Origin of the sequence: Agrobacterium sp. ST15.13.015, assembly GCF_027871645.1 — a bacterium.
GTDB lineage: Bacteria > Pseudomonadota > Alphaproteobacteria > Rhizobiales > Rhizobiaceae > Agrobacterium > Agrobacterium leguminum.
The window spans coordinates 188,977-202,965 of record NZ_JAQAHF010000006.1 but is presented as its reverse complement, the minus strand read 5'-3'; the positions used below and the strand labels follow the sequence as shown (position 1 = coordinate 202,965).

The 13,989-nt window shown below is 61.6% G+C and carries 14 protein-coding genes; 2 read left to right on the top strand and 12 right to left on the bottom strand.

The annotated features are described in order from the left end of the window. Positions 1-6: 6 nt before the first annotated feature. The 6 genes from PIB16_RS11810 to PIB16_RS11785 form a co-directional block, all read right to left on the bottom strand. A complete protein-coding gene (locus PIB16_RS11810; RefSeq protein WP_125146199.1) occupies positions 7-1,458 on the bottom strand; it encodes an aldehyde dehydrogenase in 1,452 nt (483 codons plus the stop codon). 16 nt (positions 1,459-1,474) lie between these two features. Continuing rightward, positions 1,475-2,197: an ABC transporter ATP-binding protein gene (locus PIB16_RS11805; RefSeq protein WP_174000699.1), complete on the bottom strand. Its 723-nt coding sequence runs from the start codon at positions 2,195-2,197 to the stop codon at positions 1,475-1,477. Continuing rightward, positions 2,190-2,918 (bottom strand): ABC transporter ATP-binding protein, encoded by a 729-nt coding sequence (locus PIB16_RS11800; RefSeq protein WP_174000698.1) that lies wholly within the window; start codon positions 2,916-2,918, stop codon positions 2,190-2,192. The genes PIB16_RS11805 and PIB16_RS11800 overlap by 8 nt, the downstream gene beginning before the upstream one ends. Then, positions 2,915-3,823, bottom strand: coding sequence for a branched-chain amino acid ABC transporter permease (locus PIB16_RS11795; protein ID WP_174000696.1), 909 nt, complete (start codon positions 3,821-3,823; stop codon positions 2,915-2,917). Before PIB16_RS11795 ends, PIB16_RS11800 begins: the two co-directional genes overlap by 4 nt. Beyond that, positions 3,820-4,692, bottom strand: a complete 873-nt coding sequence (locus PIB16_RS11790) for a branched-chain amino acid ABC transporter permease (RefSeq protein WP_065657665.1) — start codon at positions 4,690-4,692, stop codon at positions 3,820-3,822. The genes PIB16_RS11795 and PIB16_RS11790 overlap by 4 nt, the downstream gene beginning before the upstream one ends. A gap of 70 nt (positions 4,693-4,762) precedes the next feature. Further along, positions 4,763-5,977 carry an amino acid ABC transporter substrate-binding protein gene (locus tag PIB16_RS11785; RefSeq protein ID WP_174000694.1) on the bottom strand — a complete coding sequence of 405 codons (1,215 nt, stop codon included), beginning with the start codon at positions 5,975-5,977 and terminating at the stop codon, positions 4,763-4,765. Positions 5,978-6,111: 134 nt separating this feature from the next. Between PIB16_RS11785 and PIB16_RS11780 the strand changes: the two genes are divergently transcribed. Beyond that, complete coding sequence (locus PIB16_RS11780) at positions 6,112-6,984, top strand: helix-turn-helix transcriptional regulator (protein ID WP_174000692.1); 873 nt, start codon at positions 6,112-6,114, stop codon at positions 6,982-6,984. 19 nt (positions 6,985-7,003) lie between these two features. Here the strand turns inward: PIB16_RS11780 and PIB16_RS11775 are convergent, their stop codons facing one another. The 6 genes from PIB16_RS11775 to PIB16_RS11750 all read right to left on the bottom strand — a co-directional run bounded on the left by PIB16_RS11775 (position 7,004) and on the right by PIB16_RS11750 (position 11,610). Beyond that, positions 7,004-7,303 carry a HigA family addiction module antitoxin gene (locus tag PIB16_RS11775; protein ID WP_174000690.1) on the bottom strand — a complete coding sequence of 100 codons (300 nt, stop codon included), beginning with the start codon at positions 7,301-7,303 and terminating at the stop codon, positions 7,004-7,006. 55 nt (positions 7,304-7,358) lie between these two features. Further along, a complete protein-coding gene (locus tag PIB16_RS11770; protein WP_125146192.1) occupies positions 7,359-7,640 on the bottom strand; it encodes a type II toxin-antitoxin system RelE/ParE family toxin in 282 nt (93 codons plus the stop codon). 61 nt (positions 7,641-7,701) lie between these two features. Next, positions 7,702-8,526, bottom strand: a complete 825-nt coding sequence (locus tag PIB16_RS11765) for an ABC transporter ATP-binding protein (RefSeq protein WP_174000689.1) — start codon at positions 8,524-8,526, stop codon at positions 7,702-7,704. After that, positions 8,523-9,563 (bottom strand): FecCD family ABC transporter permease, encoded by a 1,041-nt coding sequence (locus PIB16_RS11760; protein WP_174000687.1) that lies wholly within the window; start codon positions 9,561-9,563, stop codon positions 8,523-8,525. Before PIB16_RS11760 ends, PIB16_RS11765 begins: the two co-directional genes overlap by 4 nt. Then, positions 9,560-10,597, bottom strand: coding sequence for a FecCD family ABC transporter permease (locus tag PIB16_RS11755; protein WP_442866780.1), 1,038 nt, complete (start codon positions 10,595-10,597; stop codon positions 9,560-9,562). The genes PIB16_RS11760 and PIB16_RS11755 overlap by 4 nt, the downstream gene beginning before the upstream one ends. Before the next feature lie 2 nt (positions 10,598-10,599). Then, positions 10,600-11,610, bottom strand: coding sequence for an iron-siderophore ABC transporter substrate-binding protein (locus PIB16_RS11750; protein WP_174000684.1), 1,011 nt, complete (start codon positions 11,608-11,610; stop codon positions 10,600-10,602). Between the two features lie 221 nt (positions 11,611-11,831). Between PIB16_RS11750 and PIB16_RS11745 the strand changes: the two genes are divergently transcribed. Continuing rightward, complete coding sequence (locus PIB16_RS11745) at positions 11,832-13,952, top strand: TonB-dependent siderophore receptor (protein WP_174000682.1); 2,121 nt, start codon at positions 11,832-11,834, stop codon at positions 13,950-13,952. The last annotated feature ends 37 nt before the right edge of the window (positions 13,953-13,989 follow it).

Here is a 13,989-nt window from a genome sequence, read left to right as displayed (position 1 = left end):
TCCTGTTCAGATCGGAAAATGCAGCGGCCCGTCCTGCAGCGTGACCCAGCGTAGCTCGGTGAATTCCGCAATGCCCGCCGTACCGCCGAAGCGGCCGTAACCGGAAGCCTTGACCCCGCCGAAGGGCATCTGCGCCTCATCGTGAACGGTGGGGCCGTTGATGTGACATATGCCGCTTTCGATGCGGGCGGCAATGGCAAGCGCCCGTGCCTGATCCCTGCCGAAAATCGCGGCGGAAAGACCGAACTCGGTTTCGTTTGCGATGCTCACCGCCTCATCGATGCTGCCGGCCCTGATGATGGAGACGACAGGACCGAAACTTTCCTCCGCATAGAGCCGCATGGCGGGAGTGACGCCATCGACGGCAATCGCATCGAGCATCGTGCCGTTGCCGCCGCCACCGGCAACCTGCCGAGCGCCCTTGGAGACAGCGTCATCCACCAACGACCGAATGCGGGATGTCGCCTCCGCACTGACCAGCGAGCCGAGCGGTGTTTTGCCTTCACGCGGATCGCCAGCAGTAAGGCTCGAAGCTTTCTTGGCGAAGGCCTCCACAAATGCATCGGCGACGCTGTCGAGCACGATGATGCGCTCCGTCGACATGCAGATCTGGCCCTGGTTCATATAAGCGCCGAAAGCGGCAGCCGCGACAGCCGCATCGATATCGGCGTCATCAAGCACGATGAACGGCGCCTTGCCGCCAAGCTCCAGCAAAGCGGGTTTCAGATAACGGCCGGCCGTTTCGGCAATCACCCGGCCAACGCGGGTCGAGCCGGTGAAATTCACGCGTCTGACGGCGGGGTGTGCGATAAGCGTATCGACGATCTTTGCCGCATCTTCGGGCGCATTGGAGACGGCGTTGAGCACGCCCTTGGGCAGACCCGCCGAAGCGACGGCTTCAATGATCAGCGCATGGGTGCGCGGGCACAGTTCCGAGGTCTTCATGACAACCGTATTGCCGCAGGCGAGCGGCGTGGCGATGGAGCGCACGCCGAGAATGACCGGCGCGTTCCACGGCGCGATGGACAGCACGACACCGGCGGGCTGGCGCAGCGCCATCGCCATGGTTCCGGGACGGTTGGAAGGGATGACCTCTCCCTTGATCTGGGTCGTCAGGCTTGCCGCCTCTACCAGCATGTCGCTTGCCAGTTTGACGTTGAAACCGGCCCAGGCATCGGTTGCGCCGATTTCTTCCTTCATCGCCTGGGTAATGTCAGGCCCGGCGGCGAGAAGCGCCTGCGCGGCAGCCAGAAGCAGGCGGCGGCGTTCACCGGGCGGCGTTGCCGACCAGACCGGGAAAGCTGCCGCCGCGGCATCGGCTGCCCGGGTGGCGTCCTCCACCGTTGCCGCCGCAGCACTCGTCGCCACATCGCCGGTGATGGGGTTGCTGCGTTCGAAACGCTTGCCGCTTGTGGCCGGGCAATGGTCGCCGCCGATGAAAAGATTGACTGTCTGCATGGTCTTCCTCCTGAATTCAGACAATGGCGGCGGTGGTGCCGCCAAGAAACGCCCGTTGCACGGCGGGATCGGCGGACAGGGCCTCAGCCGTGCCTGCCCCGACAATCCGCCCTGCTTCCAGCAAATATCCGCGATCGGCAAGTGCGAGGCTTTCGCGCACATTCTGCTCCACAAGCAGAATGGAAAGGCCGGTCTTCTTGATCTGCGCCAAAGCGGCAAAAAGTTCCTGCGTGACGATGGGCGCAAGGCCAAGGCTCGGCTCGTCCAGCAGCAGATAATCGGGTGCCGACATCAGCGCGCGGCCGATGGCGACCATCTGCTGTTCGCCGCCGGACATGGTGCCGGCAAGTTGCTGCCGCCGCTCGGCAAGGCGGGGAAACAGCGAGAAAATATGCTCTCGTGTCGCCTTTTCCGCTGAGCGGGCATGGCGGGGATTGGCCCCGAGACGGAGATTGTCCTCCACCGTCAGCGCCGCGAAAATTCCGCGTCCCTCCGGCACCAATGCCACGCCCCGTTCCACGATCTGATGGGCGGGGACAGCGGCAAGCGACGCGCCATTGACGCGCACGTCGCCCGAGGCCGACGCCACCATGCCGCCGACCGCTTTCAGCAGTGACGACTTGCCCGCACCATTGGCGCCGAGCAGCACCACCGTTTCGCCCTTGGCGACATTGAGCGATATGCCGTCAACCGCGAGATGTTTGCCGTAACGGATTGTCAGTGCATCTATTTCAAGCATGTGCCGCTCCCAGATAGGCGGAAATGACCTGCGGATCGTCGAGCACCGCTGCCGTCGGCCCGTCGGCGATCTTGCGACCCGCCGCCATGACCACGGAGCGCGGGCAAAGCGCGCGCACAGCAGCCATGATATGTTCCACCAGCAGGATCGTCGTTCCCTCGGATGCCAGCCGCCGGATCAGCGCTATTCCTTCCTGCAGCTCCGTGGGGTTGAGGCCCGCAAGCCATTCATCGAGAAGCAGAAGCTTCGGTTCGCCCGCCAGCGCACGCGCCAGTTCAAGGCGTTTCTGGTCGATATAGGTTAGATCGCCGGCCGGTATGGTTTCCCGCCCGGCAAGGCCTATTCTTTCGAGGCAGGCGCGCGCGACCTTCTCCGCCTCGGGGCGTGAAAGCCGCTGCGGGCCGAACATGGCCGATACGGCAACGTTTTCGAGCAGGGAAAGCGAAGGCAAAAGCCGCACAAGCTGGAAGGTGCGCGCCACGCCGGCGCGCGCAATCACATCCGGCCGCCGGCCGGCAATCTCCTGCCCTTTCAGTCGGATAGACCCTTCAGTGGGCTTCAGCGCCCCGGAGATAAGGTTCATCAGCGTCGTCTTGCCGGAACCGTTCGGGCCGAGCAGCCCGACGACCTCGCCAGCCTCGATGGTGAGGCCAAGGCCATCCACCGCCTTCAACCCGCCGAAGGTCTTGCGGATATCGGTGATTTCGAGAACGGCGCTCATGCGGCTTTCTCCTTTTTGCGCGATTTCTCCAGCGCCGCCAGCACGCCATCCGGCAGCACGAAGACGATGAGGATGAAGAGAGCGCCGAGGATGATGGAAAAATGGTTGGGGAAGTTCGCGCCCAGCCACTCGAACAGCAGGAACAGCGGCACCGCACCGAGAATGGGTCCCCAGCGGCGTGTGGCTCCGCCAAGCAGGGCCATGATGACGGTGAGGAACGAGACCTGCGGATTAAACACGATGGCCGGCTCGATATAGACCCAGCGCGGGGCTTGAATGGCGCCGACCAGCGTGATGATCGTGGCCGACAGCACGAAGAGCGTCAGCTTGGTGCGGGCCAGATTGATACCCGCATGGGCGGCCACGACCTCGTCGTCACCGATTGCCTTCAATGCCAGTCCGAGCTTGCTGCGGTCGATGAGGATTGCCAGCAGGAGAGTGATGACAGCCAGCGCCAGCAATTGCCACAGCACATGCTGCGGCTCCAGCGGCAGGAAAATGTAACGCCCGAGCGTGCCGGTCACATTTACCTCATACCAGGTGATGAGCTGGCGGATAAGCTCGGCAAGGCCAAAGGAAAAGATCACGAAATAAATGCCCGCGACGCGCAGTGTGGAAAGCCCGACGACAAGCGCCAGCGCCGCGCCGACAAGGGCCGCGCACAGCAGCACCAGCGGCCATGGCAAAACCTCGCTCAGCACCGCGACCGTATAGGCCCCGACACCGAAGAAGGCGACGGTGGCGAGCGAAATATAGCGCGTCGGGCCGGAGAACATCGCCCAGGCGGAGGCAAGCGTCGCATAACCGAGAAGGCCGATGATGACGCCGACACCATAGGCATCGAAGAAGAAAGGGGAAAGCGCCAGCAGCGCGGCTGCGGCAAGGCCGATGAGAAGCGGGATCATTTGCCCCTCCTTGCGAAGATGCCTTCCGGACGCCAGAGCAGCACCACGAGAAAGAGCAGATAGGTGGCGGCAAGCGTGAGGCCGGGATCGACATAAACAAGCACAAAAGTTTCCACGAGGCCGAGCAGCAGGCCGGCCACCAGCGCGCCAAGCAGATTGCCGACACCGCCCATGATGACGACGACAAGCGCCTTCATGGTGAAAACCACGCCATAGGAGGCGGAAAAGGTCTGGTACATCGAAATCATCACCCCGCCTGCCACGGCGAGTGCGCCGCCAAGCGCAAAGCCAATTGAGGCCACACGGTTCACATCAATGCCAACCAGCGGCGCGGATTTGGGCGCAAGCGCCACCGCCCGCAGGTTGAGGCCCCAGCGGCTGTGGGTGAGCGCCAGATAAAGCCCTCCGCCGATTGCGACCGACAGGATGAACGACAGGAGCCGGTTCAGCGCCACCGTCGTGCCGAAGATGTCGACGCCATCGGATAGATAGGAATAGGAATGGTAGTTGCCGCCGAACGCCACGAGCATAATGCCCTGGATAACGAAGAGCAGCCCGAAGGTCGCCAGAATGGAATCGACTTCCAGACGGCCGGAGCCGCCCGAACGGCGCACCAGCGGCCGCATCATGACCCGGTAGATCACGAAAGACAGGGCGTAACCGAGCGGCACGATGATGAAGAGCGACCAGAGCGGCGACAGGCCATAGCTGGAAAACAGCACGAAGGTGATGAAGGCAGCCGCAATCAACACCTCGCCATAGGCAAGGTTCATGATGCGGGCAATGCCATATTGCAGCGAAAGTCCAAGCGCGATCAGCGCATAGGTCCCTCCCAGCATCAAGCCGAAGATGAGGGTGGATAAAAACAAGGGAATGTCTCCAGTATGGAAGATGGCCGAAGCCTTCCGGCCGGGATTCACGACCCCGGCCGGCAAAGGCTCACCATTGCGGCTTCGGAATGACCGGCTTGGCCGCGCCTGCGCGGTCTGCGGGCGCAATCGCCACGAAACGGTCGCCCTGCCATTGCCCCGCCCACCAGAGCTGGCGAAGCTGGTTGTCTTCAAGCTTGACCGGGCCGATGACAGTCTCGAAGCTTCCCGTCGAAAGTTCATTTGCCACCGCCGCCTTGTCGAGGCCAACGCGTTGAACGGACTGGGCCAGCATTTCAAGGCTCGCATAGGTGATGGCGCTTGCCCAGCTGTCCGGCTTGGTGCCGATGAAGGCTTCGTGGCGTTTGAAATAATCCTCGATCTTGTCGCTGCTGCCATCGACGCCGCCGATGCTGATCACGCCCTCCTGCTTGCCATCGGAAACCTTCGGGAAGATCGGGAAAGCACCGCCGACGCCGACATAAAGGACCTTCGGGTTGAACTTCGCCGTCTGCGCCTGTTTCGTCACCGCAAAACTGTCAGGCGGATAGGAAAAGGCGATGAAGCTGTCCGCACCGCTCGCCGCCGCCTCGTTCACAAGTGCTGCGAAATCGGACGTGCCGACCGGATAGGTCTTGTCATAGGCAAGCGTGAAACCCGCTTCCTTCAGCGCCGGCCGCGCGGCCTTGATGAGATCGATGCCGAAACCGTCGGCCACGGAAATCACCGCGACCTTATCGTTGATCTGGCCGGCCTCGCGTGCGGCTTTCAAGACATCGGCCAGTGCATTAGCATAGTCATGACCACCGCCGAGCATCCAGAAGCTCTTTTTCCAGCGCGCCGCGAAATCGGGCGCCTTGTCGGTAACGCCGGTCACGGCCAGTTGTGGATAACCGAAACGGTCGTAAAGCGGCGCAACAGCCAGATTGAAGCCCGTGCCCCAGGGCGGCAGGATGAAATCGACCTTGTCCTGGCTGGCCAGACGCTCGGTGAACCGCACGGCATCCTCGGCCGAGGACCGGTCGTCATACTCCACCACTTCCACCGGCAGGCGCTTGCCATCCGGAAGGGTGAGGCCGCCTGCGTCGTTGACCTCTTTCACCCATAATTTGTAGTTCGGAATGGTGGTTATGCCAGCACCCGTGGCATTGGCACCGCTTTTCGAAACGGCATAACCGATCTTCACCGAGGTACGGTCCTGCGCAATGGCGTGACCGAAAGATACCGCCGACAAGGCAGCACCGGAGAGCAGGCAGAACAGCGTTCTGCGCTTCAGATTATTCATGATGTTCCTCCCAAAGCGCCTTATCGGGGTTGCCGTTCTCCTCAAGGCTTTCCCCTGCGCTGACCAAAGTTTAGCAATGACAGCCGCATATAAAATGCACTAGTGTAGTGCATTATTGCACTTTTGGAGGCCGTATGCCGCTGCATCGCCAGATTGCCGGCCATCGCGTGGAGATCACGGCGCGCACCCTCGCCTCGACGCTGCGCATCTCCGAATTCCGGCTGGAATCGGACAGCGCCCATCTGCTTCTCCTGTCCGCCGGGGAAGCGGAAATTCTCCAAGGTGAAAAGACGCTGCCCGTTGTGGCACCGGAGCTCGTCTGGCTGCCCATCGGCCCCGCCGGCCGCCTGCGGCTGACTGCCGGAAGCCGTGGATCGCTGCTGAGGACGAGCGAAATCGGGCTTGCCCATGCGATGCCCACCGGCACGAGCGCAAGCGCCGTGCGCAATATATTGCAGCGTGTTCTGACGCAGGCGCCGGCGGAGAAAGACCGGCAGGAACTTGCGGGTTATCTCGAGACCATCGCCCGCGAAAATGTCCGCGCGACAACCGGTTCGGACACGATCATCGCCAGCCTGCTCTCCGTCACCCTCATTCGCATCTGCCAGCACGCCATAGCCGATATTGCCGCAGCCGTCTCAACGCCCGGCAGCCTCACCGAGCGCTTTGTGCTGCTGGTCAGCCAGCACAAACGCGATCAATGGGGCGTGGAAGATTATGCAAGGCAACTCGGCGTCAACCGCGAACGGCTGGGATTTGCGGTGCGCAAGGCGACGGGACTTTCGCCACAGGCCTATATTCATCGGGAGCTGCTGTCCGAAGCGCGTGACCTTCTTCTGAACTCATCTCTGCAAGTTGCTGAAATCGCATTCCGATTAGGATTTCAGGACCCCGGTTATTTCAATCGCTTCTTCACCCGCAACGAGGGTACGTCTCCCGGCCGGTTCAGGAGAACGGCAACGCGAATGCAGAACGTGCCGCCGCCATCTTATGCGGCCTGGCCTTGACCTGACGGGCGGCTGAGAATTAGGCCGCTTCCAGTTCCTTGATATTGGCAAGTTCCGCTTCCAGCCTCACAGCCGCCGCCTTAATGTCAAAGGCGTTCTGCAAGTTCAGCCAATATTCCGGCGTGGTCTTGAAAAACTTTGCAAGGCGCAAGGCGGTGTCGGCGGTGATACCAAGTTTCTCTCCCGCAATCCGTTCTATGCGGGTGCGCGGAACATTGAGGTGCCTTGCAAGAGCGTAAGCCGACATCCCCAGCGGCTCAAGATAGAGTTCCCGCAGGATTTCGCCCGGATGGATCGGAGGCGATTTACTGATTGTCATGCTCGCTGGCCCTCCTTGGCCGATTTTTCATGAGCCTCTCCACGAGAATTCCAGACTAGTGATAGTCGGTTATTTCCACGCTTTCCGGCCCTGCTTCCATCCAGACGAAGCAGATGCGCCACTGCTTGTTGATCCGGATCGAATATTGGCCCTCACGATCGCCGGACAGCTTTTCCAAACGATTGCCGGGCGGTGAGCGAAGGTCTTCTACCGTGGTCGCCGCATCCAGGATCGTGAGCAGCTGCTGGGCGCGGCGTACGAGATCGGCGGGAAAGCCCTTCTTCACAGATCCGTCGTCAATCGATGCGGTCAGCTTGTTTTTGAAAGAACGGATCATTGCTGGCCTCGTGATGTTGGTATCATAAACAGATACGCACAGAAGTCAACAGGACCGTATCTTAAAGAGATACGCCTATTGCCACCCCCGCCACCGTCCGGTGCCGCCCGATCGGCAGCATCATCGGCTTGCCCGAGGTCGGATCTTCGATGACCCGGCTTTCGATGCCGAAGACGTGGCGGACATTCTCCTCCGTCAATACGTCCTCCGGCGTGCCGAAGACATGCAACTTCCCGTCCCTCATGGCGACGAGATGATCGGCATAACGGGCTGCGAGATTGAGATCGTGGAGCACCATGACGATAGTGGTTTCGCGGGCGTGGTTGAGGTCGGTCAGAAGGTCCAGCACCTCGACCTGGTGGCTGATATCGAGGAAGGTGGTCGGTTCATCCAGCAGCAATATGTCTGTCTGCTGGGCGAGCGCCATGGCGATCCAGACGCGTTGCCGCTGGCCGCCGGAAAGCTCGTCCACCGGCCGCTCGGCCAGTTCCACCGTATCGGTGGCGACAAGGGCTGCGGCGACGGCCTCGTCGTCCTGTCGCGACCAGCGGGCGAACAGGCCGTGATGCGGGTGCCGGCCACGGCTGACGAGATCGGCAACCACGATGCCCTCCGGCGCTATCGGCGATTGCGGCAAAAGGCCCATGCGCCGTGCGAGGTCGCGTGAGGGAAGACGATGGATCGATTTTCCATCGAGCAGAACCTGACCGGCGCGCGGCGCAATGAGCCGCGACATGCTGCGCAGCAGGGTGGACTTGCCGCAGGCATTGGCGCCGACGATGACGGTGATCTTCCCGCGCGGAATGGTAAGATCCAGCCCGTCGATGATGAGGTTTTCGCCGTAGCCTGCCGACAGGCCGTTCACGGAAAGGGAGTGGCCGGTCATAACGAGCCTCCGCTGCGGTTGACCCGCACGATCAGGTAAATCAGATAGGGCGCACCGAGCGCGCCGGTAACGACGCCGACCGGGTAACGGCCCGGCAACAGGAACTGGCCACAATAATCGCCCACCAGCACCAGCGCCGCCCCAACAAGCGCCGCAGGAAGGAGCAGCGAGCCGTTGCTGCCGACAATGCGCGCCGCAATCGGCCCGGAGAGGAAAGCGACAAACGCGATGGGACCCGAGACCGCCGTTGCAAAGGCGATCATGCCCACGGCAGCAATGATGACGATGATGCGCGTTCGCCCCACCCTCACACCAAGCGCTGCGGCGGCATCGTCCCCCAGTCTCAACGCTTCCAGATCACGCGCACGGCTGAGGAGCAGGCCGCCGAAAAGGATGAGCGCGATGAGGAGCGGCAGCAGTTGCGTGATTTTCGCGCCGTTGACGCTGCCGGTCAGCCAGCGCATCGCCTCCTGCAGCGTCCATGCCGGCGCGACGGAGAGGATATAGGCGATGAAGCTCTCCAGCATGGCTGAAACGCCGATGCCGACAAGGATCAGCCGCGTTCCGGCCACGCCGTTGCGGAAAGACAGGAGATAGACGAGAAGCGCGACGCCAAGACCGGCCGCGACGGCGAAGACCGAGACCAGCGGCCCATTCATCTGCAGGACGACGATGGCGAAAACGGCTGCCGCGCTCGCCCCGGAACTAATGCCGATAATATCGGGGCTGGCGAGCGGGTTGCGCAGCATGATCTGGAAGGCGACGCCGCCAAGCCCGAAGCTCAAGCCTGCCAGAATCGACAGCAGCGCGCGCGGCAGGCGCAACTGCCCGACGGTGAAGGTTACCCCGGCAATGTCCTCCCCCAACAGAACGCGAATGACATCGCCGGGCGGCGTGAAGGACTGCCCGAGCATCAGCGTTGTTGCGAAAGCGGCAATCAGGAGCGCCGACAGGGCGGCGATGACAAGGCGACGCCGGCGCTGACGGGCATGGCGATTGAAGACGAGATTGTCGATGACGGGAGCGTATATGGTCACAATTCACGCACCCTCTGGCGCCTGACAATCCAGATGAAGAAAGGCGCGCCGACAAGGGCGGTGACAATGCCGACATTGAGTTCGGACGGCCGCGCCACGATGCGCCCGACAATATCGCCGGCAAGCAGCAGACATGCCCCGCCGAGCGCCGAGAACGGCAGCAGCCAGCGATTGTCCACACCGACGAGCAGACGGCAGAGATGCGGCACCACCAGCCCGACAAAACCGATCGGCCCGCAAATGGCGGTGGCCGCACCGCAGAGCAGGATGGCGCCGCAGGAGGCCACGGCTCGGGCGACCGCAACATTCTCGCCAAGCCCGGCGGCGAGTTCATCTCCAAGCGCCAGAGAATTCAGCTTGCGCGCCGAAAGCAGGCTGACGATGAAGCCGGCGGCCAGAAAGGGCAGCACGGTCTCGATTCGCTCGAGAGTCGCCCCGCCGACGCCGCCGATCTGCCAGGAGCGGATGCCGCCGGCAATATCGCTGCGCGGCAGAACGACGGCGATGACGAGTGAGGAAAAGGCGACGGAGGTGGCGGCGCCCGCAAGTGCGAGTTTCAGCGGGGTCGCCCCGCCTCGCCCGAGCGAGCCGACAACATAAACGAAAACCGCTGATACCCCCGCCCCGGCAATTGCGACCATGATGAAGGCCTGAGCCGAGGCGATGCCGAACCAGACGATGCCGATGACGACGGCGAGCGACGCCCCCATGTTCACACCGAGAATGCCGGGATCGGCAAGCGGATTGCGCGTGACACCCTGCATGATGGCCCCGGCCAGCCCGAGTGCGGCGCCGGAGAGCAGGGCAAGCAGCGTGCGCGGCAAACGCACGGCAACCGCCGCCTCGGCAACCGTCCCGACGCGGCCGCTGAGCCCGCCAACAATATCCGCAAAAGAGACGTCACGCGTACCGATGGCGACGGACAGCGCACAAAGCAGCGAGAGAAGCGCCAGCACCGCGCCGAGCCAGGCCGTTCGCGCGCGGTTGGAGCGGCCCGCGAGCAGCACGGCCGTCGCCTTGCCGGGTCCAGACATCGTCACTGCGATTTCCCGGAGGATTTATCCGCAGCCTTTGCCAGAAGATCGGCATAGTCCTTCAACACCCACGAAATCGACAGCGGCGTGGGATTGGAGGCGGTGCCGAGCGGGTCGCGGCCCAGCATGACGATGGCATCGTTGGCAACGGCCGGCATGCGGGCGAGAAGCGGATCGGCGCGCATGGCGTTCAGCAGCGGCTCACTGCCATAGGTCACGACGATATCGACGTCGTCGAAGGCGTCCACACGCTCGGCGCTCACGCCGGCGGCGAATTGCCCCGGCTTCGTGGCTTCCACGACGCTTTTCGGCGAGGCAAGTCCAAGATCGGCGAAGAACTTCACCCTGGTGTCATTGGCCGTATAGAAATTGACAACGCTGAGATTGGTGGCATCAAGATGGGTGACGAACATGGCTGATTTGCCCTTCAGCTGCGGGCGGCCGGCAACGACCTGCGCGATCTCACCCTCGATGCGTTTGATGAGCGCCTCACCTTCCGCAACCATGCCAAGGCCGGCGCTGTTCAGCCGGATCATTTCGCGCCAGTCCGTCGCCCAGGGAGAAACGGGATAGGCAACGACAGGGGCGATCTGGCTCAGCGTATCGTAGTCGGACTGGCTGAGGCCTGAATAGGCGGCAAGGATGACATCCGGCTGCGTCGCCGCCACCGCCTCGAAGTCGATGCCGTCACCCTCGTCGAACAGCACGGGCTTTGCCGCGTTGAGTTCGGTAAGCCGCTTCGCCACCCATGGCAGCAGGCCATCGCCGTCATCATCGCCGAAATTGGCCGCCGCAAAACCGACGGGCACGATGCCGAGCGCCAGCGGCACCTCATGGTTGGCCCAGGCGACAGTTGCGACCCGCTGCGGTTTCTTCGCAATCGTGGTCGTGCCGAAAGCATGTTTGATGACGACGGGATAGCTGGTCGTCTCCTCCGCCGAGGCCATATTCGGCGCGATCAGCGACAGGAAAAGCACAAATACCGGGAGGAGGCAGCGGAATGGGCGAAGCATTGGCGAGCTCTCAAAAGTTCAAAAGTGGACTTGAACTCTCAGCTTCAATTGCCTCCGTCAAGCCCAGGCAAGAAATGCCGTTGCAACAGCGGTGAAATTTCCGGGGTTTTGTACAAAACCGCAAAAAGTTACAATACCGGACAAACTTTCTCAAGTTATTGGGCGCTTCGAGAGTGGGCCGTGGAAGCGGCGATCGGGGCATCAACTTCTGGAACATACCAATGAATATCGAAACCGAAGGCAGACACCGCAAAACCGCGCGACGTCGTTATCAGGACGCGACGCTGCTTGCCTGCACGGCGCTTGTCGCCACCCTGCCCGGCGCCTTGCTGGCGCAGGAAGCTGCCAACACAAACGGCAGCACGGTTCTGGAACGGATCACCATCGAAAGCGGTGACAATGACCAGAAGTCCATCGTCGCCAACCGCACGACGAGTGGCAGCAAGATGGCGACCGATATTCTCGACACACCGGCCTCGGTCTCCGTCATCACCGCCAAGGAAATGCAGCAGCGCGGGGTGCAGAGCGTGGAAGAAGCGCTGCAATATACCGCCGGTGTGACCACGGATTTTTACGGCTCCGACGACCGGTTCGATTATTTCAAGATTCGCGGTTTCGACGCCTATACCTATCGCGACGGGTTGACGCTTGGCCGTCCCTTCGGCGCGCTGCGCGAGGAAACCTATGCCTATGAGCGTGTTGAAGTGCTGAAGGGCGGCAATTCCACCACCTTTGGCGTCTCAGATCCCGGCGGCTCGGTGAATTATTCCACCAAGGTGCCGAAACGCACCCGTTTCGGTGAAGCCTATGTCACCGGCGGCTCCTATGGCCGCGCCGAAACCGGCTTCGATTTCGGGGACAACATCACCAGCGACGACACGCTGTCCTATCGCCTGACCGGCAAGCTCAGAAATGCCGATGCGGAATATGACTATTCCCGCGACGACGAGAAATTCTTCATGGGCGGCCTGACATGGCGTCCCACGGACGTGACCAGCCTTACCGTAGTTTACGACCACCTCAATAAGGATGGCGTTCCGGGCGGCGGCGGCCATCCGGTCGGCTCGCATTTCGACCGGAGCCGTTTCTTCGGCGAACCGGACTACAATTATCGCGGCACAAACCGCAATTCGCTGAGCGTGATGTTCGACCACGATTTCGGCTCCGGCCTGACGCTGAGTTCCAACGCCCGCTACAGCAAGGCGAATACGGACTTCGGTTATGCCTATATCTCGTCCACACCGACCAACGGTTCGACAATCGCCAACCGGTCCTATTTCGGCAACGACACCGAGACCGAAAACTTCCTGGTCGACACGCGCCTGCAATACGATACGCGGTTTGAAAATGTCGAAAGCCGCAGCCTCGTCGGCGTCTTCTACAATGACTACACCTCCGGCAGCAAAAACTACTTCGGCGCTGCGCCGAGCATAAACTGGACGAACCCGGTCTATACCGGTGCCCCCTCCACGGTGCCGCTCTTCTCCAACTCGCTGACCGACCAGAAGACTAGAGCGATCTACCTGCAACAGGACCTGACCTTCTTCGACAGGCTGATCGTCAGCGCCGGCCTGCGCAACGACTGGATCGACACCGACCAGACCAACCGGCTGAACGGCACGACGGCGAGCGGCGACATCAGCGAACTGACCAAGCGTATCGGCGTATCCTACAAGGTCACCAATGAGATCGCGCCTTATATCAGTTACGCCGAGTCGGTGGTGCCGGCATCTGGTCTTACGGTAGAGCCCGAACGCGGCGAACAGATCGAACTCGGCGTGAAATATCGTCCGGACGCTTTCCCGGCCCTGTTCACCGCGTCGATCTACGATCTGAAGAAGAACAACATCACCGTCACCAGCCCGATCACCAGCCTGCCGACGACCATCGGCGAGGTGCGTGTGCGCGGTCTCGATCTCGAAGCCAAGGCGGAAGTGACCGACAATCTCAGCCTGACGGCGGCCTATTCCTATCTCGACGCGGAAATCACTGAAAACGGCACCGGCGGCAATGTCGGCAACCGGCCGCAATTCGTGCCCGAGCATCAGGCCTCGCTGTGGGTCAACTACACGCTTGCGGGCAACGACCATTTCGGCGACATGACCTTCGGTCTCGGCGGCCGCTATACCGGCGCTTATTATTTCGACAATGCCAACAAGGTCGAAACCGGAAGCAGCGTGACCGTGGATGCAGCGTTCAGCTACAAGATTCAGGAAACCGCCTCGCTGGACGTCAATGTTTCCAACATCTTTAACGAAAAACACGTCTCTTATGGCGGGTTCGGCGCTGACTTTTACAATCCCGGCCGGGCGTTTTCCGTAACTTTGCGAAAGACATGGTGAAAATCGATATTAGCAATAATTTTCAATATATTGAATA